The 26,633-nt window shown below is 36.6% G+C and carries 28 protein-coding genes and 1 pseudogene; 11 read left to right on the top strand and 18 right to left on the bottom strand.

The genetic code is table 11. From position 1 onward, the window contains the following. Positions 1–268: 268 nt before the first annotated feature. The gene (locus M3196_RS03805) at positions 269–412 is read left to right on the top strand and encodes a sporulation histidine kinase inhibitor Sda (RefSeq protein WP_066291173.1); all 144 of its coding nucleotides are present in this window, start codon (positions 269–271) and stop codon (positions 410–412) included. Positions 413–434: 22 nt separating this feature from the next. Here M3196_RS03805 and M3196_RS03810 read toward each other — a convergent pair whose 3' ends face one another. Beyond that, on the bottom strand, positions 435–854 hold the full coding sequence (locus tag M3196_RS03810; RefSeq protein WP_251320909.1) for a hypothetical protein: 420 nt from the start codon (positions 852–854) through the stop codon (positions 435–437). A gap of 180 nt (positions 855–1,034) precedes the next feature. Here M3196_RS03810 and M3196_RS03815 point away from each other — a divergent pair, with 180 nt between their 5' ends. From M3196_RS03815 to pssA, 7 genes are all read left to right on the top strand, one after another. Further along, positions 1,035–3,377, top strand: coding sequence for a Na+/H+ antiporter subunit A (locus M3196_RS03815; RefSeq protein ID WP_251320910.1), 2,343 nt, complete (start codon positions 1,035–1,037; stop codon positions 3,375–3,377). Further along, positions 3,377–3,715 (top strand): Na(+)/H(+) antiporter subunit C, encoded by a 339-nt coding sequence (locus tag M3196_RS03820; RefSeq protein ID WP_188401780.1) that lies wholly within the window; start codon positions 3,377–3,379, stop codon positions 3,713–3,715. Before M3196_RS03815 ends, M3196_RS03820 begins: the two co-directional genes overlap by 1 nt. Further along, entirely contained in the window at positions 3,708–5,183 is a 1,476-nt protein-coding gene (locus M3196_RS03825; RefSeq protein ID WP_251320911.1) for a Na+/H+ antiporter subunit D, read from the top strand. Before M3196_RS03820 ends, M3196_RS03825 begins: the two co-directional genes overlap by 8 nt. Before the next feature lie 4 nt (positions 5,184–5,187). Then, positions 5,188–5,664, top strand: a complete 477-nt coding sequence (locus M3196_RS03830; RefSeq protein WP_251320912.1) for a Na+/H+ antiporter subunit E — start codon at positions 5,188–5,190, stop codon at positions 5,662–5,664. Then, positions 5,661–5,951: a Na(+)/H(+) antiporter subunit F1 gene (locus M3196_RS03835; RefSeq protein ID WP_066291186.1), complete on the top strand. Its 291-nt coding sequence runs from the start codon at positions 5,661–5,663 to the stop codon at positions 5,949–5,951. Before M3196_RS03830 ends, M3196_RS03835 begins: the two co-directional genes overlap by 4 nt. After that, positions 5,923–6,276: a monovalent cation/H(+) antiporter subunit G gene (gene mnhG, locus M3196_RS03840; RefSeq protein ID WP_338082924.1), complete on the top strand. Its 354-nt coding sequence runs from the start codon at positions 5,923–5,925 to the stop codon at positions 6,274–6,276. The genes M3196_RS03835 and mnhG overlap by 29 nt, the downstream gene beginning before the upstream one ends. Before the next feature lie 128 nt (positions 6,277–6,404). After that, positions 6,405–6,950: a CDP-diacylglycerol--serine O-phosphatidyltransferase gene (pssA, locus tag M3196_RS03845; RefSeq protein ID WP_251320914.1), complete on the top strand. Its 546-nt coding sequence runs from the start codon at positions 6,405–6,407 to the stop codon at positions 6,948–6,950. 267 nt (positions 6,951–7,217) lie between these two features. Here the strand turns inward: pssA and M3196_RS03850 are convergent, their stop codons facing one another. The 17 genes and pseudogenes from M3196_RS03850 to M3196_RS03930 all read right to left on the bottom strand — a co-directional run bounded on the left by M3196_RS03850 (position 7,218) and on the right by M3196_RS03930 (position 22,491). Further along, positions 7,218–8,999 (bottom strand): M3 family oligoendopeptidase, encoded by a 1,782-nt coding sequence (locus tag M3196_RS03850; protein WP_251320915.1) that lies wholly within the window; start codon positions 8,997–8,999, stop codon positions 7,218–7,220. Positions 9,000–9,290: 291 nt separating this feature from the next. Further along, on the bottom strand, positions 9,291–9,572 hold the full coding sequence (locus M3196_RS03855; RefSeq protein ID WP_251320916.1) for an alpha/beta-type small acid-soluble spore protein: 282 nt from the start codon (positions 9,570–9,572) through the stop codon (positions 9,291–9,293). Positions 9,573–9,651: 79 nt separating this feature from the next. Further along, positions 9,652–9,918 (bottom strand): hypothetical protein, encoded by a 267-nt coding sequence (locus tag M3196_RS03860; RefSeq protein ID WP_251320917.1) that lies wholly within the window; start codon positions 9,916–9,918, stop codon positions 9,652–9,654. 558 nt (positions 9,919–10,476) lie between these two features. Further along, a pseudogene (locus M3196_RS03865) lies at positions 10,477–10,860 on the bottom strand (sigma-70 family RNA polymerase sigma factor); the annotation flags it as partial. A 47-nt stretch (positions 10,861–10,907) separates the two neighbouring features. Then, on the bottom strand, positions 10,908–11,060 hold the full coding sequence (locus M3196_RS03870) for a hypothetical protein (protein ID WP_251320918.1): 153 nt from the start codon (positions 11,058–11,060) through the stop codon (positions 10,908–10,910). A gap of 522 nt (positions 11,061–11,582) precedes the next feature. Continuing rightward, positions 11,583–12,443: a manganese catalase family protein gene (locus tag M3196_RS03875; protein ID WP_251320919.1), complete on the bottom strand. Its 861-nt coding sequence runs from the start codon at positions 12,441–12,443 to the stop codon at positions 11,583–11,585. A 414-nt stretch (positions 12,444–12,857) separates the two neighbouring features. Beyond that, positions 12,858–13,001 (bottom strand): hypothetical protein, encoded by a 144-nt coding sequence (locus M3196_RS03880; RefSeq protein WP_251320920.1) that lies wholly within the window; start codon positions 12,999–13,001, stop codon positions 12,858–12,860. Positions 13,002–13,418: 417 nt separating this feature from the next. After that, positions 13,419–13,631: an alpha/beta-type small acid-soluble spore protein gene (locus M3196_RS03885; RefSeq protein ID WP_251320921.1), complete on the bottom strand. Its 213-nt coding sequence runs from the start codon at positions 13,629–13,631 to the stop codon at positions 13,419–13,421. 258 nt (positions 13,632–13,889) lie between these two features. Next, positions 13,890–14,105, bottom strand: coding sequence for an alpha/beta-type small acid-soluble spore protein (locus M3196_RS03890; RefSeq protein ID WP_251320922.1), 216 nt, complete (start codon positions 14,103–14,105; stop codon positions 13,890–13,892). Positions 14,106–14,564: 459 nt separating this feature from the next. After that, on the bottom strand, positions 14,565–14,783 hold the full coding sequence (locus tag M3196_RS03895; RefSeq protein WP_251320923.1) for an alpha/beta-type small acid-soluble spore protein: 219 nt from the start codon (positions 14,781–14,783) through the stop codon (positions 14,565–14,567). A gap of 281 nt (positions 14,784–15,064) precedes the next feature. Further along, complete coding sequence (locus M3196_RS03900) at positions 15,065–15,274, bottom strand: alpha/beta-type small acid-soluble spore protein (protein WP_251320924.1); 210 nt, start codon at positions 15,272–15,274, stop codon at positions 15,065–15,067. Positions 15,275–15,547: 273 nt separating this feature from the next. Continuing rightward, a complete protein-coding gene (locus tag M3196_RS03905; protein WP_251320925.1) occupies positions 15,548–15,763 on the bottom strand; it encodes an alpha/beta-type small acid-soluble spore protein in 216 nt (71 codons plus the stop codon). A gap of 271 nt (positions 15,764–16,034) precedes the next feature. Next, positions 16,035–16,277 (bottom strand): WGxxGxxG family protein, encoded by a 243-nt coding sequence (locus M3196_RS03910; RefSeq protein WP_276531233.1) that lies wholly within the window; start codon positions 16,275–16,277, stop codon positions 16,035–16,037. Positions 16,278–16,775: 498 nt separating this feature from the next. Further along, the gene (locus M3196_RS03915) at positions 16,776–17,852 is read right to left on the bottom strand and encodes a Ger(x)C family spore germination protein (RefSeq protein ID WP_251320926.1); all 1,077 of its coding nucleotides are present in this window, start codon (positions 17,850–17,852) and stop codon (positions 16,776–16,778) included. Next, a complete protein-coding gene (locus tag M3196_RS03920) occupies positions 17,839–18,915 on the bottom strand; it encodes a GerAB/ArcD/ProY family transporter (RefSeq protein ID WP_251320927.1) in 1,077 nt (358 codons plus the stop codon). The genes M3196_RS03915 and M3196_RS03920 overlap by 14 nt, the downstream gene beginning before the upstream one ends. After that, on the bottom strand, positions 18,908–20,242 hold the full coding sequence (locus M3196_RS03925) for a spore germination protein (protein WP_251320928.1): 1,335 nt from the start codon (positions 20,240–20,242) through the stop codon (positions 18,908–18,910). The genes M3196_RS03920 and M3196_RS03925 overlap by 8 nt, the downstream gene beginning before the upstream one ends. A gap of 740 nt (positions 20,243–20,982) precedes the next feature. Further along, positions 20,983–22,491 (bottom strand): recombinase family protein, encoded by a 1,509-nt coding sequence (locus M3196_RS03930; protein ID WP_251320929.1) that lies wholly within the window; start codon positions 22,489–22,491, stop codon positions 20,983–20,985. 903 nt (positions 22,492–23,394) lie between these two features. On the opposite strand from M3196_RS03930, the gene M3196_RS03935 reads away from it, so the two are divergent. The 3 genes from M3196_RS03935 to M3196_RS03945 are packed head-to-tail and all read left to right on the top strand — an operon-like array spanning position 23,395 to position 26,618. Beyond that, complete coding sequence (locus M3196_RS03935; RefSeq protein WP_251320930.1) at positions 23,395–23,784, top strand: GntR family transcriptional regulator; 390 nt, start codon at positions 23,395–23,397, stop codon at positions 23,782–23,784. Further along, entirely contained in the window at positions 23,777–24,676 is a 900-nt protein-coding gene (locus tag M3196_RS03940; RefSeq protein ID WP_251320931.1) for an ABC transporter ATP-binding protein, read from the top strand. Before M3196_RS03935 ends, M3196_RS03940 begins: the two co-directional genes overlap by 8 nt. After that, on the top strand, positions 24,651–26,618 hold the full coding sequence (locus M3196_RS03945) for a DUF6449 domain-containing protein (protein WP_251320932.1): 1,968 nt from the start codon (positions 24,651–24,653) through the stop codon (positions 26,616–26,618). The genes M3196_RS03940 and M3196_RS03945 overlap by 26 nt, the downstream gene beginning before the upstream one ends. Positions 26,619–26,633 lie beyond the last annotated feature (15 nt).

Below are 26,633 nucleotides of genomic sequence, written 5' to 3' on the forward strand. Positions count from 1 at the left end.
TACTCAACAATGTGGATAAAATTATACACATTATCCACCTAGAGTCTAGCTACCTTTTAAAAAGATGTTAACATTTTACCCACAACTTATCCACCAAACACTGTGGATAAACGAACGATTGTTCTATTTTACAATACATGGTAAGCTTCAAAGTACATAAAACATTAACATATCATTTTATGACTTCCATAGCATTTTAGAATACTTAATTTGAATGATGAATAAAAAAACAGGAGGTGACCAAGCCGCTTTAAAAAACGGCTCTATTATGGAAAAACTTTCGGACGACCTGTTAATTGAATCTTACCTGAAAGCAAGAGAACTTAAACTTAGCAAGGATTTTATTTTACTTATAAAAAAGGAAATTGACAGAAGATCACTGCATGTACGATTGCAGCAGGTCCTCATGTAGAGCGTATAACCAGAGAGCGTTATTACGCTCTTTTTTTTGTCTTTAAGTGTATTTTCTCCGCTTTTCTATAATCCCTTGGTGTAAATGTTACTTCGACCGGGATCTTCCATTTCATTTCCCAGTATTCTTTGTATTGTTTGCTTAGTGCTTCCGCCTTTTTCAGATGATAGGCTTTTATATTGATAGCAACAAGATATTTATTTTCTTGTTTGATTACAATAGCACGTTTGACTATATCTTCATTTGTAATTTCATTTTTCATTTCCTCAGCAAGTGAAGAAGCTGAAAATACCCCTGCTTCAGAATAGCTAAGATGCTTTCTGTAATATTCTCTCGGCTGAAAAACGGGACTGTTTTCTCCTTTTTTATAAACTGAGTCATTAAAACAGCCTGTTAATTGAAACATAATGAAAAGTAATCCGTATATTTTTAGTAGCCTCATTTACAATCACCTCTCAAATAGGTTAGGTATTTTTTGGGAAGGATATTCAAGAGTTCAATAAAACAGCATTTTGAGAGATTTTATTTACAGTAAATGATTTGCTAAATCGGAAAGGTTTTGCTTACAATGTAAAGGACAATTACGAATATTTCTAGGTTTTAAGGAGGTTTCCCGGTTTTTATGCTGCATTTTTACATACTGCTTCCTTTTTTAGCGGCATTGCTTATAGGCATGTTTGCAAAAAAAGTGAACCGGATACATACGGGCTGGCTTGTACTTCCCATCCCAGTGGTTCTATTTATTATTTTTTGTTTGAAGTTACCTGTATTGGCTGAAGGGAAAATCGTTCAAAGCACTGCTGATTGGATTCCATCATTAGATATTCAGCTAAGTTTTTATCTGGACGGGCTTAGCATGCTATTTTCCCTTTTAATCACAGGAATCGGCTCTTTGGTAGTTCTTTATTCCATTTTTTATTTGTCTCGTAAAGAACAGCTGACCCATTTTTATGTTTATCTTCTTCTGTTCATGGGGTCCATGCTGGGAGTAGTACTTTCTGACAACGTTTTTGTACTGTATACCTTTTGGGAATTTACGAGTATATCATCTTTTCTGTTAATCGGTTTTTGGTTTTACCGCGACCGTTCAACTTACGGCGCACAGAAATCAATGCTTGTTACAGTTTTCGGCGGATTGTCCATGCTTGGGGCTCTAATTCTTTTATCTATTACAGCGGAGACTAACAGCATTCGAATGATGATAGCTAATCGATCAGACATATTAGAAAGTGATCTATTTATCCCCATTCTAATTCTGTTATTGCTCGGAGCCTTTACTAAATCAGCACAATTTCCCTTTCACAGCTGGCTTCCGGATGCTATGGAAGCGCCAACACCTGTAAGTGCTTATCTACATTCGGCAACAATGGTTAAAGCAGGGTTATATTTAGTAGCCCGATTTTCATTAATATTCAGCGGAACGGATACGTTCTTCATTATTGTTTCAGGAATTGGTCTTATAACGCTTTGTTTGGGTTCATTTCTGGCTTCAAGACAAACCGACTTAAAGGGTATATTGGCATACTCCACGATCAGTCAGCTTGGAATGATTATGGCGATGCTTGGCTTTGGAACAGGCACAGCTATTCTTGCTGCCATTTTTCATATTTTTAACCACGCAACCTTTAAAGGCAGTCTCTTTATGATTGCAGGTATTGTGGATCATGAAACAGGTACGAGAGATATTCGAAGATTAGGCGGACTGTATACCTTTATGCCGATTTCTGCAACACTGGCATTCATCGGAGCCTTTTCTATGGCGGGTGTTCCGCTGCCAATCTTTAATGGTTTCTTAAGTAAAGAAATGTTCTTTGACTCATCATTGAAGTTAGAGCAAACTGCTGGACTGGCCGGAACATTTGCAGAATGGATCCCAATTCTAGCAGTCGTAGGCAGCATTTTTACGTTTGTTTATTCCATGTATTTAGTATTTGGAACGTTCCTGGGCAAACAAAACACAGATCAGTTAGAGAAAAAACCTCATGAGGCACCAATTGGTATGTTATTATCACCAATCGTTCTAATTGTTTTTGTTGTTGTTGTTGGTCTACTTCCAAACCTTATTAATGAACCATTACTCGCTCCGGCAACTGCTGCAGTAACTGGAGATCTGCCACATATACACCTGGCTTTTTGGCATAGTCTGAATACACCGTTCTATATGTCATTAACAGTAGTAGGAATTGGTACATTACTCGCATTTACATTAAAGAAATGGCAGCCGCTCTATAATAGAATACCAGGTAAATTTTCATCTGATCATTGGTATCAGACAATCGTTAATGGGTTATTAAGATCTTCCAAATCCATTACTGAGTTTTATATGACAGGTTCATTACGTCTGTATTTCTCTATCATTTTAGTTTTTTTGGTCGTTTCGACTTCAATTTTTATGTATTTTACAGAAGGATTTACAATTTCGGTCGATGATCTTGCACCAATTACATGGCCAGAAGTACTTGTAGGCTTTGTGATGGCTGTAGCTGCAATTGCTACCATTTGGATGAATCAGAGAATTGCGGCGATTATTGTTATTGGAGTGGTAGGTTACGGACTTTCCCTGTTATTTGTTTTCTTCAGAGCGCCTGATCTTGCATTAACTCAGCTTATCGTTGAAACGATAACTGTAGCCTTATTCTTATTATGCTTTGCTCATTTGCCTAAACTAAAGACATCAGATAAAGCTATTTCTGAAAAACTAATAGATTTCATCATTGCAGTTTCAACAGGTGCATTGCTTACGATTGTAGCTATAGCTTCACATAGCTCAAAATCGTTTGAGAGCATCGCAAAGTATTTTGTAGATAATTCTTATAAGCTTGGCGGCGGAGATAACATCGTAAACGTTATCCTTGTTGACTTCCGCGGATTGGATACACTTTTTGAAATTGCAGTACTTGGACTAGCTGCACTTGGCATTTTTGCCATGATAAAATACCGGGATAAAGGAGACATGAATCAGTAATGGAAATTGTTATGTCTATACTTGCCGGAACTTTATTTGCGGCCGGCGTCTATCTTTTGCTTCAAAAACAGCTTTTGAAAATTGTTCTGGGAACAGCGCTTCTTTCTCATGGTGCACATCTATTTATATTAACAATGGGGAAATTAAACCGAGGTGCTCCGCCTATTTTGGAAAAAGGAATCAAAATTTACACGGACCCTCTTCCTCAAGCGCTTATTTTGACTTCAATCGTAATCAGTTTCGGTGTTACCAGCTTCTTGCTGGTGCTTGCATACCGGACATACCAGAGCAATAAGACTGACATGATGGATCAACTAAGGGGAACGGATGATGAGTAATTTCGTATTTTTACCAATCTTTATTCCATTGTTTGTTGGTGCGATTCTTGTTTTCTTAAATAAAAAGCATCAGCTGACAATGAAAATTTCTTATTTAACAGTATTTCTAAGTTTAGGTGTATCCATCTACTTAAGTTATTATGTGTTTAAAAATAATCCGCTGATTCTTGAAACAGGGGCATGGAAAGCTCCCTATGGCATCATCCTTGTAGCAGATAAGCTTTCTGTTATTATGATCCTGTCTGTTAATGTGATCGCATTAGCAGCAGTGATCTTTGCAGCCTCTTCAGTTAACAGTAAGATGGTACAGCATTATTTTTATCCCCTTTTCTTTCTATTAATCGCTGGGGTGAGCGGAGCCTTTTTAACAGGTGACTTATTTAACCTGTTTGTATTTTTCGAAGTTCTATTGATGGCCTCCTATGGGTTAATCATAATTGGAGGTTCTAAGGTTCAATTTCGCGAATCTGTAAAGTATATATTGTTAAACTTATTTTCTTCCATACTATTTGTTACAACTGTTGCTTTTCTTTATTCAGTAACTGGTACTGTTAACATGGCACAGCTTGGTGAACGAGTAGCAGAGGTTGAGCAGCAAGGTATATTAACAGGGATAGCCATATTGTTATTTGTCGTATTTGCAACTAAAGGGGCTTTGTTCCCGCTGTACTTTTGGCTGCCGAAGTCATACATTGTTCCATCCCCTGTTGTCTCGGCTTTGTTTGGAGCACTGCTGACCAAAGTTGGCGTTTATTCTATGCTTAGAGTTTATACGCTTATTTTTTCTCACAAACTTGAGCTGACGCATACCTTCTTCATATGGGTAGCGACTATTACAATGCTGATTGGGGTTATAGGAGCCTTATCCACCTCAAATGTAAAGCTGATTATCGCCTACAACATTATGCCTGCTATTGGTTTCATGCTGCTTGGGATCGGTACTTTCTCAGCTGAATCACTTGCGGGGACAATTTATTATCTTGTCCATGATATGGCAATTAAAGCTGCCCTTTTCTTTCTTGCAGGTTTGCTTGTATGGCATGCAGGTACTTCCAACCTGAATAAGATGGGCGGATTTATTAAAACTTCTCCGCTTTTAGGATGGATGTTTTTCATTGCTGCTCTTGTACTTGCAGGAATACCTCCTTTTAGCGGCTTTATAGGGAAGTACCTACTTTTAAGAGGTGCTTTTGATGAAGAACATTATATAGCTGCTGGTATCGGACTCTTATCCAGTCTATTAATTTTGTTCTCAGTACTCCGAATCTTTATCGGTGCCTTCTGGGGCGAGGTAAAAGAGGAACCTAAGGAAAAAGTCCGAAGCTCTGGGTTAGCCGCTTCTGGATTATTGATCGCCATCTCAATCCTGCTTGGTGTTGGAGCTGAATGGTTCTATCCATATATCCAATCTGCAGCTGACAGTCTTATCGATCCTCAAATCTATATTGATTTTGTATTAAAGGAGTAGTTCGATGACATTTCAACTTATCTTAAATTTGCTGATCGGCGTCATTTGGATGTTCTTATCTGAGAGCTACTCATTCGCAAGTTTTTTGGTAGGATTTGTGATTGGGGCAGCACTGCTGTTTTTGCTTAACCGCTTTATACCTGATTCGTACTACTTTAAACAAGTTAAAGCTATCGGGTACTTGATCTTTCTTTTTATAAAAGAATTAATTATGGCAAATCTAGAAGTTTTAAAATGGGTATACAAGCCCAAACTGGATTTTCAGCCCGGAATAATTGCATTGCCGATTGATGTTAAAAAGAATTGGGAAATTACCCTGCTCGCAAATTTAATTACACTTACTCCTGGAACACTTTCTGTAGATGTTTCAAGAGACCAGCGATATATTTACATTCATGCCATAGATCTGCCTGATGTGAATCAAACGATCGTTGGGATTAAAGATACTTTTGAAAAGGCAATAAGGGAGGTAACACGATGACAGATTGGTTCTCTATGGTTGTCTATATTTGTTTATTCGTGATAACCATCTCAATACTTCTTCTTTTATACAGAGCAGTTGTCGGCCCTTCGAACCCTGACCGTGTTGTTGCACTTGATACGATTGGGATTAATCTGATTGCTATCACTGGATTAATGGCTATCCTATTAGATACGGTTCAATTGAACGATATTATACTGCTGATCGGAATATTGACTTTTATTGCAACCGTCGCTGTTGCAAAATTCTTGGAAAAGGGTGTTATTATTGATCAAGATCGTGATTAGCTTTTTCCTTATCATCGGCACCTTTTTTATCTTATCCGGCACGTTAGGTGTACTTCGTTTTCCTGATGTATATTCGAGGCTTCATGCGGCAACCAAAAGTTCTACATTAGGTGTGTCTGGAGTCCTTATCGGCTCTGCTATTTATGTATATTCAGATATGAATGTTTTCAGCGGAAAACTTATTTTAGGAATTCTGTTTGTCCTGCTGACAGCACCCGTAGCAGGTCATATGATATCTAGAGCTGCCTACCGGACAGGAGTGCCACTATCCGAAAAAACGGTTTATAATCATTTGGAAGAAAATCACAAAATCAATGAATCATAAACATTTTGCTACTTTCAAAGAGTGCCTAATTGGCATATAATGAATAAAATGGTTATATACTTTTAAGCAACCAACCTTAGCAGGATGAGTTCAGTCTCCTGCTTGTGTACCATTTGAGGAGTGATCGAATGTTTATGATCGAAAGAGAGCGCATTGATTCGACTGTTAAGAAAGTGAAGGGACAAACTGCAAACTTCTTAACGCTGATCAACTTGTCACTTGGCGCCTTAGCTTTGTTATTTATGATGAATGGTGATTTGAAAATCGGATTTATTTTAATCTTTTTGGCTGGATTGTTTGATCGTTTTGACGGAATGGTTGCCAGAATGCTAAATATTGAATCAGAGTTTGGTAAACAATTGGATTCACTATGTGATTTAATTTCTTTTGGTATTGCACCTGCATTTTTGATCTATCAAGCTGTACTTCATCAGTTTGGTGTTCCCGGCATTATATTTACGATCATCTTTATCGTATGCGGAGCAATCCGTCTTGCACGCTTTAATATCACAGAATTTACAGGATCTTTTGTAGGAGTGCCCATTACAGTTGCCGGGTGTTTAATGGCTGCCGGGTATCTGGCAATTAACATTTTCCCGGGATTCTTCTACATGTTTCTTACGATTGGTTTGGCCATATTAATGATCAGTACGATATCAATTGAAAAAAGATAAAAAAAACCGCAGAATCTGAATCTGCGGTTTTTTTATTAGGCTTATTTCTAAAAGATTGTTGCTACTGAAAGATTTTCAAAAGTTCTTCCTTGAATAGTTAATTGGAGCGGAAGGGCGAGACTCCTGCAGGACGAGCGGGGCAGGTGAGACCACTCAATGTACGAAGTACGGAGGGGGCTCACCGCACGCCCTGCGGAAAGCGAGCCACTGCAGCGGAAATTAACCACATTCATAAACACCAATGTTTACGAAAATAGCCTCTTATTATTATTTTTGAGTCAATTCAAGGAATTCTTCTACATCTGCAGCTGCCAATTCGATTCCTTTTAACCAAAAATCTTGTTTCGTAATATCGATTCCTAAATGTTTTTGTGCCAATTCTTCTACTTCCATCTTTCCAGTATCTTGTAAAAGTGCAATGTATTTCTCTTCGAATGAAGGTCCCTCTTCTTTCGCTTTTGCATAAATACCTGCCGAGAATAAGTACCCAAATGTATACGGGAAGTTATAGAATGGAACATCTGTAATGTAGAAGTGAAGTTTAGATGCCCAGAAATAAGGATGATACTCAGCAAGAGCCCCGTTAAATGCTTCTTTTTGTGCTTCCTCCATTAATTCACATAAACGTTCTACAGACAATTGACCGTTCTTTCTTTCTTCATACATTCTTGTTTCAAATAAGAAACGGGCATGAATATTCATAAAGAAAGCTACAGAACGCTGTGCTTTGTCTTCTAATAAAGCAATCTTTTCTTCCTTTGATTTCGCGTTTGTTACAGCAGCATCTGCTACGATCATCTCTGCAAAAGTAGATGCTGTTTCAGCCACATTCATCGCATAATTTGTTGCATAATAAGGCAATTCTTTCAACACATCTGAATGGAATGCGTGGCCCAGCTCATGGGCAAGGGTAGAAACATTGCTTGGGGTACCAGAGAACGTCATAAAAATACGAGTTTCATTCTTAGTCGGGAACCCTGTACAAAAGCCGCCTGGTCTTTTTCCAGAACGGTCTTCCGCTTCAATCCATCCGTTAAGGAAAGCTTTCTCTGAGAAATCAGCCATTTTTGGAGCCAGTGAACGGAAATGTTCCACTATAAATTGTGCAGCCTCATCATAACTCATTTTGCTGTTTGCAGATGAAAGCGGAGCATCAACATCATACCAGCTCAGCCTATCCAACCCTAGAAGTTCAGCTTTACGATCTAGATACTTTACGAAAATATCTTTTTGAGAAGAAATAGCGCCCCACATTGCTGTAAGTGTTTCTTCCTTCATACGGTTGATCGCAAGAGGTTCTTTTAAAGTTTCATTCCATCCTCTATGCTTATATATCTCATTTCTAAAACCAGCAATGTGATTAAGAGAAGCTGCGCAAAATTCTCCTTCTTTATCCCATGCATCAACGAACTTTTCAAAAGTATCTTTTCTTACTTTACGATCTGGATTTGAAAATTTATTTTCTGCTTGACCAACTGATAATTCTTCTTCTTTTCCATCAATCTCAACTTGAATGTTAATTCTTCCAACAACCATATCATATAAGGTGGACCATGCATGATATCCATCAACAGCAAGGTCATTAATTAAAGATTCTTCGGAAATACCCAATTTCTCTTTCGCTTGCATTCTTCTTTCATTAAGGGTAAACGCGATATCCTTATATTCAGGCAAGCTGATAAGACCTTTCCAAGCGTCTTCAGAGATCTCCATCAATTGTTCATCAAGTGCAGAACCCACGTTAGAAAACGAAGCATATACCGATTCCAATCTTCCGCGAAGCGCCATCGCCTTTTTATCTTTAACATCCTGCGCGATTAAACACCCTACAAATGATCCAGTAGTGGATAATCTTTCAGAAAAACTTTGCATTTCTGAAATTAGGTTTAAAAAACTTTCACTTGAAAATGTAAATTCATCTGTTTTTTTTGCAAGGACCTTTACTTCCTCTTCCGTCCATTTTATTTCTGCCAATAGCTCTTTTGAATCACTGCCGCCAGGAAAAACAGAATCAAGTTCCCATGTTTGCCTTAAGTCTTGTAATAGCATAATCTTCCCCCTATTATGTACGTATTTATACTCTTTTCTTATTATAAAAAATATTCAAACAAAAATCGACTAAGAAGTTTATTTTTAATCATTTTTATTTTTTACACTCAAAAAAACTCTCCTTATTTCGGAGAGTTCTTCTTATTATTCAGCTATTGCTGCATAAATAAAATAGGCTAGCATTACTACGAACGATCCATATAATACGGCTTCTTGCAATACAAACGCCTCCTGGTTTTTTACCTATTCTATTCCCTGTTTATATATTTTAAACACATTTATTTTTTTCTTTTAACGGGCCTGTTTCCCAAGGTTGGCTTTAGCCTGCTGAATTAGTTCCTTAACCATCCTGCCGCCAATTTGCCCCCCTACACGTCCCGCATCTTTTGAAGTAATCTTTCCATTGTAGCCCTTTTCTAAAGATACACCCATATCTTTCGCTACCTCATACTTTACATCGTCCGGAGACTTTTCAGAAACATTGTAACCTGCTTCCCTCATTACTTTAGCTTTTAATTTATCTAATCCTTCACGTGCTTCTGGAACGATTGGCTGTCTTTTTCTTCTTGCCATTTTAAAAACTCCTTTTTTCTTTAGTTTGCCCGAACATAAAAATAAAAAGGCTGTAAATGTTACCAGCCTTTTAAAAATGCTATTTGTTCGTATTTGAATTTTTATCTGGAGCTAATTCATCTGCAAACTCAGTAAAACCTGCCATATTGGGTTTCTGCGCCCTACCCAATCGGAAATTGTTCATTATATTTTCCATCGGACGCATCATGTTACCGTTTTGATTTCTTCTGACACCATACGCAGCTAAGCTAACAGCCAAACTTAATAAAGTTCCCCACATCCACCCTCTGCCGTTTCTTCTTCGTCCTCTATTCATGTTAAAAAGTGCAGTTTTCCAGTTGTTCAACGTAAGCACTCCCCTTTTAGAAATTAGAAAGCAATATTCTCACTTTCGTTAGTACTTTTTGCTTTAAGGGGTTTAGATATGCTGCCATATTAAGGGCAATAGCAAAATAAGGCACTCCGCCGGTTCTGATATGACCGTAATGATTTGCTTAGCTGGGATTCCACAGGATTTCCTTGTAAAAAGACCACCGCATGCCCCGCGGAAAAGTGAGCATCCACAGTTAGGAGCAGCAGAACAGATGAAAAACGATGTTTTACGGTACGTGTTCTTATATTTATTACACGTTCGCTCAAACTTATGGAGGTTTCGCTCAAAAACGCCGAGTTACGCTCAGAATTCTCTAGCTACGCTCAAACTACCTCTCGTTTCGCTCAAAATATCCTTTTTTCGCTCAAATTACCTCTCTACTTCATCTAAAGAAAGCGTAGTAACAGATGTAGAGTCTCCCTTTTTTATTTTTTCTCTTCCTAATTCAAATTTTCGGCATCGCATTTCCGGAGCAATTCATTTACTGCTAAATAAAATAAAAAGGCTGTAAGTGGTTACCAGCCTTTTCGTTCAGTATATATCCTTTTGACCTTGCTGACGGCTTCTATAGAACTCATGAAAAAGCTTCATAAGCGCTCTTTTTTCAATACGAGAGACATAACTCCTTGAGATGCCAAGCTGCTTTGCGATTTCTCTTTGTGTTTTTTCTTTTTGAAGATCCAGGCCAAATCGTCCTACTATCACTTCTTTTTCCCTGTCATCCAACACATGAATATAATCGTAAATCTTCTTCTTCTGCATTTTTAACTGTATCGCATCAACAACATCTTCAGTTTCAGCTTTTAAGACATCGATCAGTGTAATTTCATTCCCTTCTTTGTCCGTCCCGATCGGATCATGAAGGGAGACATCTTTTTTTGTTTTCTTCAACGCACGCAAATGCATCAGAATTTCGATTCTAAAGTCATTAGTATAGTAAGGAAATGAAATCTAAGGATTACTTAGCTGGGGTCAACCTCATCCCACGAAAGCGTAGTGACTGATGTGTATTCCCCTTCTTTAATTTCATGTTCCGTAGCATCCTGCATAAGTTCTTCCTTATCATCCATACCTGGAGCGATCGTGGGTTCATCTTTCTTTTTCTTTTCGTTCATTTTTATCCATCTCCTTTCTTGCATACTTTTTCCTCAAAAGAAATTTGTATTCGAAGAAAAAAATATCGCCATAAATCAAATGTGTACAATAGTTGTAAATCAGTTGTGGATATTTTATTACGATAAAAACGCAATATGATGAAAACCGCTTCACTCAATAGGAACGTTCCGTATCAATTAAGAAAAGTCGTCATAATCCGATTCCCCCTAATATATTTGAATATGTTCTTCAAATACTTTTATCTCTCTTATAACATGACTAATAAGCGATTTTTCCTCTTTACCTTTTAAAAAGTGAAAATTTGGCTGCCTCTTCGAGTAATCCCTTTCCATATATATGTTGTTCACTGTAATTCTTTCTTGCCTCGAACTCGTCCAGATTCTTTATTACGTTCTTCTATATTTTTTAATTCCCTCAATGAATGTTTTATTTCTCTTCTGATATTCATCTTCATAAAAATTTACCGATCCCCTAAAAACAATAAAAAGGCTCTTGATTACAAGAGCCGATTTCTTCTATTATTATGCGTTCATATCCCTTAAACCTGGAGCATGTTCATTAGGTCTTTCAGGACGTTCAGGCACGGGATAACCTTGTGGTGGTTCTACAACTTGCAGCGTACCTTCATTTCTGCTTGGAGATTGTCCCTGGAATATCTCACTGATCGTAGTATCGTCCAATCTAAAATTAAACTGTGCATTATGGAAACCCATATCTACATATTTTTTACACTCAGGATATTTATTAATATCATAATTTGGAACAGGGAAAACTTTACCCCATTCAACACCTAATGTTTCTAGTGCTTTAGCAAATGCGTTTTGGTGTGCATTATCCCTAACAATTAAGAATGCTAGCGTTTCTCGAAACGCTTTATTGGTACTCATCTCATAAATTCTTGATTTCTGAAGAACTCCAGTTGACTCAAGTACAAGATTATCAAGTAAATCACCAATTAGGTTGCCATGGCTGTACACCCAAGATCCATTCCATGGAAGACCGGCAGCGTCAACGGGAAGAGAAGATTGTGCACCAATAATAAAATGATGGGGGTTTGAATTAGTATTTTTAACTGGGTCATCTAATGGCGCACCATCTATACTGGAATTTCCAACACCAGGTTCACCCGAGCCATCTAACAGTTGATTAATCGTATGCTGAACGAGTTCGACATGACTAATTTCTTCGAGAAAAACACCACGGAGTAAATCACGATATTTTCTTTCCTTACCTCTAAAATTGTTGCTTTGGAAGAAATATTGCATCATGGTACGCATTTCTCCAAAATGCCCGCCTAATATTTCCTGCAACACTCTGGCTGCTGCAGGATCTGGCTTATCAGGTGTAATGACGTTTATTAAATCTTCTTTGTAAAAATACACAGGATAACCTCTTTTCATTCAATTAATTATATAACCATGGATAGGTTTAGCGCGGGATATAAATAATATTCAAGTTATTAAATGAATTGATGTCCGGCATGGGGTTTTATCCTCTCACGTAATGAACCTTTATCCTTAGAATTGCTTTTCCAGCAGGGGTGAATATATGTAAGTTTCCACTGGTGATGCTTAAATAGTTTATGCTTGAGAAAATGGCGTCCTCCGTATGGGATGGTATTGATCATGATGGAGCAGTAGATTAAAAGTCCCGTAAGACATTTTATACGGACAATTTTAGTTCTGAAAAAAAACTGCCAAAATTGGCAACTGGTCTGTTAGATCACCTTGTTATTTTAAAAAACAAAGCTTACTTATTTTTAAAAACTAACTTATTCCTCTATTCGTCCTTTCCTATTATTCTTTAATCCCTTCTAACCACTCCAAGTAACAATCTGTACATAAAAGTTCATCTTTTTCGCTACCATCTCTAAAAAAGGTTACTAAATATTGTTTTCCTTCTTCAATTTGATAATTACAATAAAAACAAAGCTCTTCCATATTCAAAATTCTCCTGTTAGTTTAATTTTATATTTAAAACAATAGCTTGGTTTTATTGGTCCAAATAGTTTTGACTATTTTTTTACTCATAATTAAGTCTCTCCTCTAAGCCTCAGCATTTATTATGTATTTTTATTTAATAATTATTATGAAAGTTTGCGACTTCTTTGTACTTCCTGATGAAGCATTATTCACATTAGATGATTATGCCTTTTGAATAAATTAACAAAGACTGGATAGGCTAATTTCAACCTTATTAATATGTAAAAACATTTATGTAAAATACAGATAAAAAAATAACCTATCAACCTAATTCGAAAAGTTATTTCAATTAAAAAATGTTAATTTGGCTTCCCCATACTGAATAAAAAAAGCTACTTCAAGAACGAAGTAGCAAATTTAATCTAAGTACTCAGGTTAGCGAGCTTGTCCACCACCAAGTTGTGCTTGAGCTTGAGCTACAAGACGTTTTGTGATTTCGCCACCTACTGATCCGTTTGCACGTGAAACTGTGTCAGCTCCTAGTTGAACACCAAATTCAGTTGCGATTTCATACTTCATTTGTTGTAGAGCTTGTTCTGCACCTGCAACAAGAATCTGATTACGATTTCCACCACTACGATTTGCCATATTTGTCACCTCCTTTAAATATAACATCTCTCGCAAAACAAATTTTATGCAAAAAAATTAATAAATTTCAGGGTATATTCTTCCATAATCTGTTTATCATATTAAATGTGGTCGGGATAACACATTGTGTATACAACAGTGCCATGCTTGTATACACCTCCTTTTGGGTTATCCCTCCCCAAAATAAGAACTGGAACTTACATATATAATATAAAAGGCTACCTACAAGAAGTAGGTAGCCATAGCCATGTTATTTAGTTATTTAGATTGACCAAATCCAGATAATTGTCCTTGAGCTTGAGCCACAAGACGTTTAGTGATTTCACCACCTACAGACCCGTTTGCACGAGATGTAGAGTCAGCTCCAAGTTGTACACCAAATTCAGTAGCGATCTCGTACTTCATTTGTTCAACTGCTTGTTGAGCACCAGGTACTAATAATTGGTTTCTGTTTCCGCTGTTGTTGTTCGGCATTATGTTTCACCTCCTCCCTTATTGGTATTAGAATCCCGCAAATAAAACAAAGTATGTTATGTAAAAAATGGGTGTGATAAGGAATTGTACTTGCAAAAAAAGAGAGGACTAAAAACATGAATGTTTTAGTCCAGTGAAACATATTGGCTAGCAACCAATTAGATTTTTTAAAAGGTATTCAACTGTTTCCACAAAAGGTTTTTTTAATAACATTATTGTGATCGGACCGATCTTTTTTTATCCAAAAAATAAACACTCACAAAGATTGTACATCAGATGATTTGATCAAAAAGGTCGGTCGCGGCAAGAGATGAAATCCATTATTACTGCAAGTTTATAAAGCTGGAACTGCTCATTTTATAAAACGTCATTGATCATATTTTCTATTTAAGTGGTCAGGTTATTTTTGGCATAAAAAAGAGACTACCTACAAAGAGATAGCCTCGAGTGTTCTAAGTATTAACGAGAGAATGCTCCACCTGAAAGTTGTGATTGAGCTTGGGCTACAAGACGTTTAGTAATCTCGCCACCTACTGACCCGTTTGCACGAGATGTAGTATCAGCTCCTAGTTGAACACCAAACTCAGTTGCGATCTCATACTTCATTTGTTGTAAAGCTTGTTCAGCACCTTGAACAAGGATTTGGTTACGGTTTCCACCACCACTACGATTTGCCATTGTATTCACCTCCTTTTTTTTAATATCTCACTCACTTTAATTTATTATGCATTGTTTCAAAATTTTTTTTATAAGTTTGTTCTTAAAAAGGAAATCTCATTGAAAGTTAGGTTCTAAAGGGTTACTTCGTTTTTAATTTTTTGTTACTTCGAAACCAAAGCCTGATATATCCTGAAGCTTATGATCTCAAACAGAACCTAATGAATTTTTCGTAACATGTAGATATAAATTAAAAAACAAAAAAGGCTGCCAATTAAGGCAGCCATAGCCATGTTATTTAGTTATTTAGATTGAAATCCTGATACTTGTGATTGAGCTTGCGCTACAAGACGTTTTGTAATTTCACCACCTACAGACCCGTTTGCACGAGATGTAGAGTCAGCTCCAAGTTGTACACCAAATTCAGTAGCGATTTCGTACTTCATTTGATCAACTGCTTGTTGTGCACCTGGCACTAGTAATTGGTTTCTGTTTGAGTTGTTGTTTGGCATGTGGTTCACCTCCCTTATAAGTATAGAATCCCGCATTCAAATTAAAGTATGTCATGAAAAAAATGGGTACATTTGAATAAACACTGGGACATTATGTTTACTCAGGTGTCTAAACGTTATTTTTTCATTTTGTATTAAAGATAACGGAATTGGAGGATCAAATTTATCCACGATATTAAATAGTTGAACTATTTAAATGTTGTTTGAATATCTTGAAAAACGTTCAGAGGCCATCCAAAAAGGATAGCCTCTGAATATTTATTGTTCTAAGTATTATCGCGGGAACGCTCCACCTGAAAGTTGTGACTGAGCCTGAGCTACAAGACGTTTTGTAATCTCACCACCTACAGACCCGTTTGCACGAGAAGTAGTATCAGCTCCTAATTGAACACCAAATTCAGAAGCGATTTCATATTTCATTTGTTGTAAGGCTTGTTCAGCACCTTGAACTAAAATCTCGTTACGATTTCCACCACTACGGTTAGCCATATTACTCACCCCCTTTTCAATAAAATCCCCTAACCATTTCACAATTATGCATTATTTGTAAATTGTTTTTTAAGTAAGAAGTAAACGTGGGTTCCCTACTTTAAATTTTAGTGTTTTGATATCTCAAAGAGCAAAAAAACGGAAAAGTACAGAAGAATTACTTTTAGTTAATTGTTTTGAACTGCAACCTGCTCACACAAAAATTTTATTTTATTAATCAAAAAATACCCATTTGAAAAATGGGTACATAACCATTCAATATAAGCTAAGATTAGTCTTTTCGATCATCTCTTCTTCTTCTACCTAACAAACCAGCCAGACCAATTAAACCTAGCCATCCCCAATCCATATCATTATCGTCATCGTCATTCGTGGCGGCAACATCTCTTGTCATATTTGTATCAGTCAAATTGTCATTATTATCTGCTGCATTATTCCCGTTGTTATTACAACCGAACAAAAGACCAATTGATAGAACAATGGATGTAATAACCAATAATTGTTTTCTTATCATTAGAATTCTCCTTTATTGTTTTTACACTTCAGGATTATTCTTTCATTCATACACATTTTTTATACATAATTATGATTTAGTCCAAAAATGATTTATTGATTTCATCCATTAAGAAATGATGTCTGACCTTTTATTTTTGGACAATTAGCAATGAATAAGTTCAATTTTGAACTAATAATATTCTCTGTGTTCTATATCCTTTTAAAGGAGTAAATCATGAATATCCCGAACAAAATAAGGAGTGTAGTTATGGGAATTTAAGTGGTAATCCGTAAGATGAACCAATGTATTATGGTGAATATTGGAACATGGACAAACCTTTTAACAAACAACGGCTTAATTGCTGGCTACCAAGTTTAACCCAAAAAGGCAATCGAAGCGGCTGAAAATGCACATATTCCACAATTAAACCTGCAATAGCCGGACCTAAACCTAGAAGATTTGGGGATAGATGCCCAGAAAATCCACCATGTCTTTTTTATTCGTTCACTTTTTATATTAATCGGACGATGTTTTTAGATATCCTTCATTTTGGATGTTGATATGAAATTTAATATCCATTTTTAAATGAGGATAGTACTTTGATCTCCAAAATTTCAACTGTGATCTGGAAATTTGGGTCCGATAAAACTGTCCCAATCCTAAAATGTCCGCTTTGCTCGTTTGAAATTTCGTAAACATTAGATTAAATCGATTGGTAAGAAGGTGTTCTAGTTCTTTTTTTATTACCTTGGTTGACGGGTCTCCCCTTGTTTCCAAAAGCACCACCTTTATATTAATCTGACTTTGCAGGTACGGCTTTTGCTCGATAAGCTTACTTTTATGCTCCATTCTATCGCTGATGATCAAAACACTCGCATGATCCATCACTTCAATTCTCCCCTGAATACCTTCTCCATTAAAAGCATTAACTAATAAGGTCTCGTCAGAATTGATTTCCCCGACCATTTTCCCATTCTTAATAACCGCTGATCCGATTTGTTCTACCATCGTACTCTTTCCTGACTTCACAAGAGGGATAGCCACGTCATGCGTATAGGAATGGATGCTGCGGTAAACCATCCAGATCCTTGTTAATGCGATTTGCGGATTCCACCCAGCATTTTTTTCAAAAAAATCGAATAAGGTCGTTCCTTCTGGTCCAGTTGTTTTTTTTATTTTAGAGAAAAACTCATCAAGGTCTTCATCGCATATGACAACTAATGCTTTTGCAGAAACATCTCGGGCACGCATAAACCCAGAAATAATATCTTTTACTCCTTGCTCAGCCGTTTCTCTTTCAATGATAATGACTTTCACATGAAGCAAGTCGACGCTGCTCTCCATATTCATACTGATTTTATCTACAACTTGGGTTATTGTTGTGCCTGTTGCTGATACTATTTTGATTTGGGTAGTGCCTTGATGAGGTTCAGGTATCTTAAGAATCACTTTATATTCTTTGTCTTGTTTGGAAATTCCCATTGCAACCGGCAATACACGGTGATTTATATCTTTGTTGTTCCAGCAGCCGCTTAATATAAATAACAAACAAAAATGAAGTAATGCTATAGCTGCAAGCTTATATGTTTTCATGCTGATTTTTCCTCTTTGAATGAATTCCAATCAAATAAATGGATATTGGTATGGCAATTAATACATAGAAGCGTAAGATTGTATTCCACCAGAATAATTTTTCAACATCTTTCCAGTCGGGGACACTAAGACAAAACAAAAAGATGATCACTGATAGTGAGATCAGCATGTACACAGGTTTAATAGATGGGATAAATTGTTCAATGATGCGAATCGTTTTCCAAGATACCAATGATAGAAAAAGCATAACAAATGCAATAAGACTTATTATAAAAAACATCGTAACCCTATCAAACATGAGCCAGTTAATGTTTATTGCATCCACTGCTACCACAAAAGGAAGGAAAAAAGTAGAAGCCGTTGCCTGTCCAAAAGTAAGGATCGGAATGTAGACGGAAAAGAAAAAAAAGGGAATCAAAACTGCTGCTGCAATGAGAACATTTTTTCTATTGTATGAGAAAAAAGGCTGCACGAAACCAAGAAACAAATAACCTCCCGAGAAAGCAAAGAAGCTTTCTAAATAATCACGTTTCTTGATAAACTGAAAATTGCCATCAATAGGAATAGCATAACGCCAGTCTACGTTTTGAAAAGAAACGAAAAATATAAATAATATTAGTGGGAGAAAAAGAATAGCCAATAGAATTCCAGTACGAAATATTGTCTCTAGCCCACATGAAGCAATATAAGTAGAGATAAACAATAATAACGCCATGATCGCCCATAAAGGTGTATTTGATAAAAAAACAATGGTAATGATTTCTGAATAGGCTCTAACTGTAATAATAATTACCATCAAAAAATACAGCAATACGGGAATCAGAAAAAAAAGGGCAGTCCCTTTTCCAACCGATGAGTAAATTCCAATAATATTCCTATTGGGGAAAAAGCTCAAACCTTTCATATAGACCGATATTACGACAAAATGTATGATTACCCCCAACAAGATCGCAAGCCAATGACCTTCAGACGTACTGGCAATTATGTTTTCGGGATACATAAAAAAGATGAGTCCCAAATGACTTAAAACATATATCAAAACAACATGCAAACTTTTATCCACTCTTGATCCCATCCTTAGCAAATTTTAAGTTCAAATAAGGGATGCCAAAGGACTTTATCTTAGCAAGATATGCACTAACTAATACCATACCTGCTACAATTCCCAATATGCCGTATATCGATGCTAAGATTACTATAATATATTTAAATAACCTGATAGTAAGTGAATTCTGAAAGCCAACAACCGTTGAATTTGCAATCGTTGTAGCGGCAAGGATAATAATCAGCAGATTACTTACTAATTTTGCCTCTACAACAGCTTGTCCAAGAATTATACCGCCAACCATTGTAATTGTCGGGCCAATGCTTCTGGGCAGCCTTATACTAGCTTCTAAGATTAATTCAAGAATTACGAGCATCATGAGAATCTCGACAAGTGCCGGATAGGGAACTCCTTCCCGGCTTTGGGCTATGGATAAGGCTAGCTCAATTCGTAAAACCTCAGGATTAACCGCAACAAGAGCCACGTATAAACCTGGGATGAGTAACGTCATTAATAATCCTATGATACGTACTCCACGTATAGCGATCGTTAAAGGAAGAGGATAATTCCGATCATTTTCAAGAGTGAATATATCCCATAACAGACTAGGAAGAACGAGTGCAAATGGCAGTCGATCTTGAAATAGAATGACCCTCCCTTTTTTTAAAAATTGAACCGCTTCTAAAGGGAGCTCTGTTGTATGATATTTCGAAATGGCTACCCAGGGGGAAAAGCCCAAGATTTTTGATAGATCTTGTAAATGATTCAATTCCTTATCCTGATTCTTTTTAATTTGATCAATGAGTTTGTGGACGAAATCTATATTAGTAAGGTCTTTTAAATAAAGGAGTGATAGTGATTTTTTTTGATCATTGCCTACTGCTAGGGATATGACTTGGATATTATCCGAGTTCATTTGCCGACGTACAATTCCAATATTGGTATCTTTATCTTCAGTAAAGGAGTTCAATGGACCTTGTAGAACATTCTCATTAACCGGCTGTTCAATGGCGCGGTTTAGTATTTTCGAAACAGGTTCCACAATGACAAATTTAGGGATATTCTCCAAATATACGATTAACTTCCCCTCCATAATTGAGGAGATCGCTTCTTTTGAATCTTGTTCTTTCACCTCGCCAATCCCTGTCAGGAACTCATCCAATGTTTTATTTATTGTAAACGGATTATTTATGTTAGTTTGTAGCATTTTTTTTGTTTTGGGTAAATCAATTAATGTCTTAAAAGCCATTAAGACAACTGGAAATTCTCCGAGATAATCCCGTTGAAAAAAAAAATCATCATTGTTCCCAATCTTGTCTTTTATTTCTTGTAAAGACGAGTTCATATTCTGCGTCCTTTCGACTTAAAAGTTATTCCATTACAATTTTATCCTGTTATTAAACATTTATACCTTTTTAAATAGGAGACAAAAGGAAGACTTTCTATACTTTTCATAGAACTCTAAAGGCTTTATTACTTTTACGAAAAAAGGGTGCAATGCTCCCTTTTAGAGAAATACACTATTTACAGTGTCATTTTTCTCGATAAAAGATTGTGAGTGATACTTAAACAAAACCAGCTAATAGTTTGTCAACATTTTTCATTAATAGCCTAAAATAACCTTCTGACTCTCGTAATCTCTACTAAGAATTCTAATAAGGTGTTTAAACCACCAAGATTCTTTAGATGCGACGCTTGCTGGATATCGGTTTTTTAAGCCTCTAAAGTCCGTTGAATATTAACGAATATTAAAAACTCATGCTAAATCTATCTTATAGATGTAGAACAGTAGGTAATTATTTTCCAAAATTAACAGCAGTACTAATGACATTAGAATCTCAGGATTATTCTTTCATTCATACACATTTTTTATACAAAATTATGATTTAGTCCAAAAATGATTTATTTGATATACCAATAAAAATAAGCCATCTAATTCATATGCGAATTAGGCGGCTATTTGCATTACTTTTTTCTGTATTGTACTCCAAAAGAGAACCTGTTACCGGTAGTGTGCTTTTTCTTTTTTTGTTTCATTTTTATTTTCATCTAAAATTATCCTTATTGATCGCATAACTCAATTTACTAGAAGGTGTAAATCTGTATATGTTCATCATATACCTTAATTTCTCTTACTACATGACGTATTAAAGACTTTTTATCTTCAAAGGTCAGCTCTTCTTTTCCTTTTGAGAAATAGAATAAAGCTGCTTCTTCAATTAACTTTTTTCCGTAAATATGCTGCTCACTGTTTTTCTTTTTTGCTTCTAGTTCGTCTAAATTCTTTTGTAATCGTTCTTCTTTTTCTTTTAATTCTCTCAATGATTGTTTAATTTCTTCTTCTGATAGATCAATCCCTTGCGAAAATAAGCTAAGTAATTTCTTTCTTCCAGATTTAACTTTATTTATCTCGCTCTTTAGCCTGTCTATCTCGATATTTTCAAAATTCATTGATATATCTTCCTGATCTTTTTCAGTAGCTGCCGCTATTTCATCTGGCGCATTTAACCATTCAAGGATTGTGCTCCATACTTCTTCATCTAATTTTTCAACAGAAATTCTACACCCGCATCCTGGGTGTTTTGCTCCTGAATAATTTTTCTTATCCGAATAGTTATAGACTGTTTTTCCCCAATCTGTTCCTGTTACACCAACCATAGTATTATTGCAATTTGCACATCGAACTAAACCACTTAATAAGTATTCTCTTTTCCCTTTTTTAGCCCATCTGCGTCTTGATTCACTTAAAAGTTTTTGAGCATGGTTAAACATCTCTTCATCAATAATGGGAGGGCATTCAATTTTAATCCATTCCTCTTTTGGTCGCTCAGTCATAGGCACTCTGTCTTCTTTCGGCTTATATTTATTACCGAGCATACCTTCTGTGTTCCAACGATTCTGAAAAAATTCACCCATATAGACTCGATTGAGTAACAACTGCCGAACTACTTGTCGGTGCCAAACTTTAGCTCCTCGTTTAGTAGGAACTCCTTTTCTTGTTAAGTACTTCGCAATTCCATTAACCCCTTCAACCAAATGATTGGGTTTTGTGAACAACTCATAAATTAGCCTGACAATTTTAGCTTCATCTTCATTTATGATAATTTTTCCCAACTCTTTATCATAATCATATCCATAGATTTGAAAATTTCGAAGCACTTTTCCTTGTCTTGCTTTTTCTTTTCTTCCACGACTCATGCGTTCATTAATCTTTGCCTTTTCAAATTCTGCAATCGCGCCGCGCATGCTGTAAAAAAGATTTCCTTCAGGTGTCTTTGTATATTCACCATTTACAAAAACAAGCTGCACACCGCGTTTTTCAATTTCATCAGTTATAATGAGCTGATTCATCAGCTTTCTCGAAAGCCGATCAGGATCTAAACATATTACTTTCGTAACCAGTCCATTACGTACATCGTTTCGTAATTTAGTCAATGCAAGACGATCAAGGATTTCACCAGAAACTCCTCGGTCTACATATTCAATCACTTCATCACTCTGCGCTTTCTTCCGACATTCCTTGATTTGATCTTCTAGGCTGAATCCCTTCTTCGCTTGTTCCTCTGTACTCACCCTTGCATAGATCGCAATCATTAAGCTTCTCCCTTCTATATTTTTCCTTAAGATAAGAGTAGCAAGAATACCGAATCTTGTCAGTAGAATTACCTTCATTGATTTTGATATGCATCCCGCATCACCTCTTTAGAAGGTATGCAGATAGAGCTTGACCACTTTCTATTTTTCGCATCGTAAAACGCATCTTTAACCTTTTTTTGCAAATATTGTTTGTTTTGCACAGGTTGTTTTTCTAGAACAGCTTTGATAACAATACTTCGAAAAGTGTTGTTATCCAAAACAACAAAAACAAATTAAGCAATTATCACACATAAAAATGAGCAGCCGAAAAGGTACGGCTGCTTTTTAAATATACGAAATTCCAACACAAATATATCAAAGGTTTTGTTAAGTTTCCCAAGGGTTAAATGTCAATTCCAAAGAAACAAAAACGCCTACATACACATGCAGAGCCTTTCGTCCCCTCCTTGTAAGGTGATACAAATATTATTTCATGATGTATTTTATACAATATGAGAATGTGATATAAGAAAAAGTTGCACCTACTATTATAAGTGCAACCGCCTTTTTTTATTTAAGAGTCTATTTAACTTATCTTATCAATTATTATGCTTTAATAATCGCCAAGTTATCCTAATGTTACTGCTTACATAAAGGCGGCAATGTTTATAGTTATTTTACAGTAAAATCTGCAGATGCTCGAAACTATAGGTTAAGAGCTACATGTCACGACACTTCCACTTCAGAATAGAAACCTCAACTGGTCGCAGGTTAGTCTAATCATCCTCCTAGATTCCCGAAAAATATTTTTACCAAAAAACACTACCAATTTTATACAAGTTTGGTATATAATCAAATCTGTACTAATAATAATAATACAGTAGATACAGTGGATCAGCATGCTAAGAAGGGAGTGTGTGGATGTTTGATTTAGATGTTCGTAGCAGAAAGCCAATATATGAACAGCTTGTTGAAAAGCTAAAGGAGCTTATTATGAACGATGTATTGAAAGTGGACGATCAGCTGCCTTCGGTCAGAACATTAGCACAGCAGTTGACTATCAATCCGAATACCATACAAAAAGCCTATAGAGAACTTGAGACACAAGGTTATATCTATTCCCTAAAAGGAAAAGGAAGCTTTGTAAATGCGACGGTAAAATCGGTAAATATAGAAAAACTCGAAAAGGTAAAAAAGGAACTGGTACGGCTATTAACGGAAGCGATGTATCTTGGGGTGTCTTCTCAAGAACTAGAGAGGTTAATCGCTGACATTGAATCGTCTTTAGGGGGAGGTCGATCAAATGATTAAAGTAGTTAACATGGAAAAGAGTTATGAAAACCAACTTGTATTAAAAGGGGTCAACTTCACGGTTCAAAAAGGTTCCATCTACGGGCTGCTCGGGTCGAATGGGGCAGGAAAAACGACACTTCTTAAAACGGTAAGCGGTATCCTTACTCAGGATAAGGGGCATGTGTTCATTGATGATAGTCCGCTGTTTGAACAAGTACAGATCAAAGATAGAGTTGTTTTTATTCCAGACACGCTTTACTTTTTTCCTCAGTACACGATCAGACAGACGGCTCAATTCTATAAGAATATTTATTCTTGTTGGGATGAGAGTCGATTTCTAAAACTAAACGAAGTGTTTGAGATCGATATAGATAAAAAGATTCATAAGTTCTCAAAAGGAATGCAAAGGCAAGTGGCATTTTGGCTTGCTATGTCTGCCATGCCGAAAATCCTCGTCTTGGATGAACCGTTGGATGGACTAGACCCCGTAATGAGAAAGAAAGTGAAAAACTTGATTGTTCAAGATGTAGCAGAACGAGAGATGACGGTGCTGATCTCCTCTCACAACTTGCGTGAAGTTGAAGACATATGCGACCATATCGGCATCTTGCATAAAGGGACCATTATTCTTGAAAAAGAATTGGACGACCTGAAATCAGACGTTCACAAAGTACAGGTAGCGTTTAAAAAGGATGTGCCATCCAACCTTTTTGAGGACCTTAACGTTTTATATAAAGAAGAACGAGGCAGTGTTCTGCTTTGCATCGTAAGAGGCAACAATACTGATATTATGTCTCATTTTAAGACGTTTGAACCTGATATTTTCGACATGCTGCCATTAACACTTGAAGAGATCTTTATCTATGAAATGGGGGATGCGGGATATGCCATCAAGAACATCTTGGTTTAATAAAGAGATTGTCGCTCAGAGTTTAAGAAACACAGGCTGGGTAGGTATCGTTTACTTATTTGGCTTAGTATTTGCCATACCTTTAAGAATTCTGATGGACTACACGAGACCGGATGGAAGCTACAATCAGACTTATTTAAATCTATTCTCAATCCAGCTGGAGATTCAGGTTTTTCTCATGTTCGGTATCCCTATCCTGCTCGCCATATTTTTATTCCGTTATATGCATGTGAAAAACGCTTCAGACTTTATGCACAGCTTACCGATTAAGCGTTCTAGCATCTATAACCACTATGTGAGCATGGGGATCATATTGTTAGTACTCCCTATCTTAATAGTTGGTCTTATTCTCTTCATCATGCACAGTACGATGAACATAGAATACTATTTTACTTCGGTAGAGTTACGTGAATGGTTGTTGACGACAGTTATCGTAGCAGTTTTCATATTCTTCACGACGGTGTTTGCAGGAATGTTAACTGGGATCTCAGCGATGCAAGGTATCTTTTCATTCGTATTATTGATCTTCCCTTTAGCAATAAGTATTCTAACGGCATTTAACTTATCTTTTTTATTAAAAGGATTCCCGCATAATTATTATATAGATAGTCAGTTTCAGAAATACTCACCCATTACGATAGTGGACCGATTGATCAACGACAAGATGGGATCTACAGAACTCGTAATCTATCTGATCCTAAGTGCGGTTCTTTATGTACTAGCTCTACAGATCTATAAGATTCGAAAGACAGAGATGGTTTCGCAAGCTGTAGGGTTTCCGCAGTTAAAACCAGTGTTTATCTATGGTGTCACCTTCTGCATGATGCTTTTCGGAGGACTATATTTTGGTGAGACACAAAAGAGCTCATTCTGGATCGTCTTTGGCTATATCGTAGGATCCTTGATCGGATATTTGATCGCTCAGATGATCGTAGAGAAAACATGGAGGGTGTTTACAAAGATAAAAGGCTATACCGTATATGTTGTGATAATTGCTGCCCTGTTCTTCCTGTTTCAGTTCGATGTTACGGGTTACGAAAAAAGAGTTCCAGAAGTTCAGGACATCAAGGGTGTTTATGTTGGTGACGGCTACTATGATTTCAAGGAAATAGAGGACCCTGTATTCATCAACGATCAAAAGAAACTTTATTCAGATCCCGAGAACATAGGGGCGGTGAATGCCCTTCATAAACAGCTGATCCAAGAAAGTGAGACGAACGGCGCAAAGGATCAGATCTTTATTCTCTATGAACTTAAAGATGGAAGCAGGCTCACCCGCGAATATAAAATACCATCAAAGAAGCAATATGCTTCTTACTTGAAGCCGGTATATGAATCACTCGAATATAAAGAAGCGAATTATCCCCTCTTAACCGTAGATCCAACAAAAGTGGACCGTATTCGCTTTAGTGCATCTGGACCTGTTTCCAAGAACCTCTCTGTTTCTGATCCAACGGAAATTTCACAAATCTTAGAAGCTCTAAAAGAGGATATTCAAAACGAGACCTTCGAGGAAGTGACGACAGACCGCGCATCTCTCTCTTATGTAGAATTGGCACTAGATAATAACAAGAGGATAAACTTGGATTTTAAGTCAGGGTACGACGAGCTGAGTGACCTCCTGGAATCTAAAAAGAAGCTTAAGGATGTGGTAGTTACGCCAGATGACATTGAATATGCCGTTGTGTTTAAGGATGTAGAGGTCAAAAGAGATCCTCAGATGCAAGAGGTTGATGAAGGATGGGTCAAGGAGATGATCCAAGAGGGAAAAGCCATAAAGGTCACCGAAAAGGATAACCTCGAAGAGGCATTGCGTAATTTCAGCTACGGAGAAAGAGGAGAATACCTGATCGCCTTTTATTATAAAGATCATCCATATACAGAGGTACACACGTTCGCAGAACAGTTGGTTCCAAGTTTTATCAAGGAACACTTTGAGTAAACAGAGAGGAGATCA

This window comes from Fictibacillus nanhaiensis (assembly GCF_023715445.1).
In the GTDB taxonomy this organism is placed as follows: domain Bacteria; phylum Bacillota; class Bacilli; order Bacillales; family Fictibacillaceae; genus Fictibacillus; species Fictibacillus nanhaiensis_D.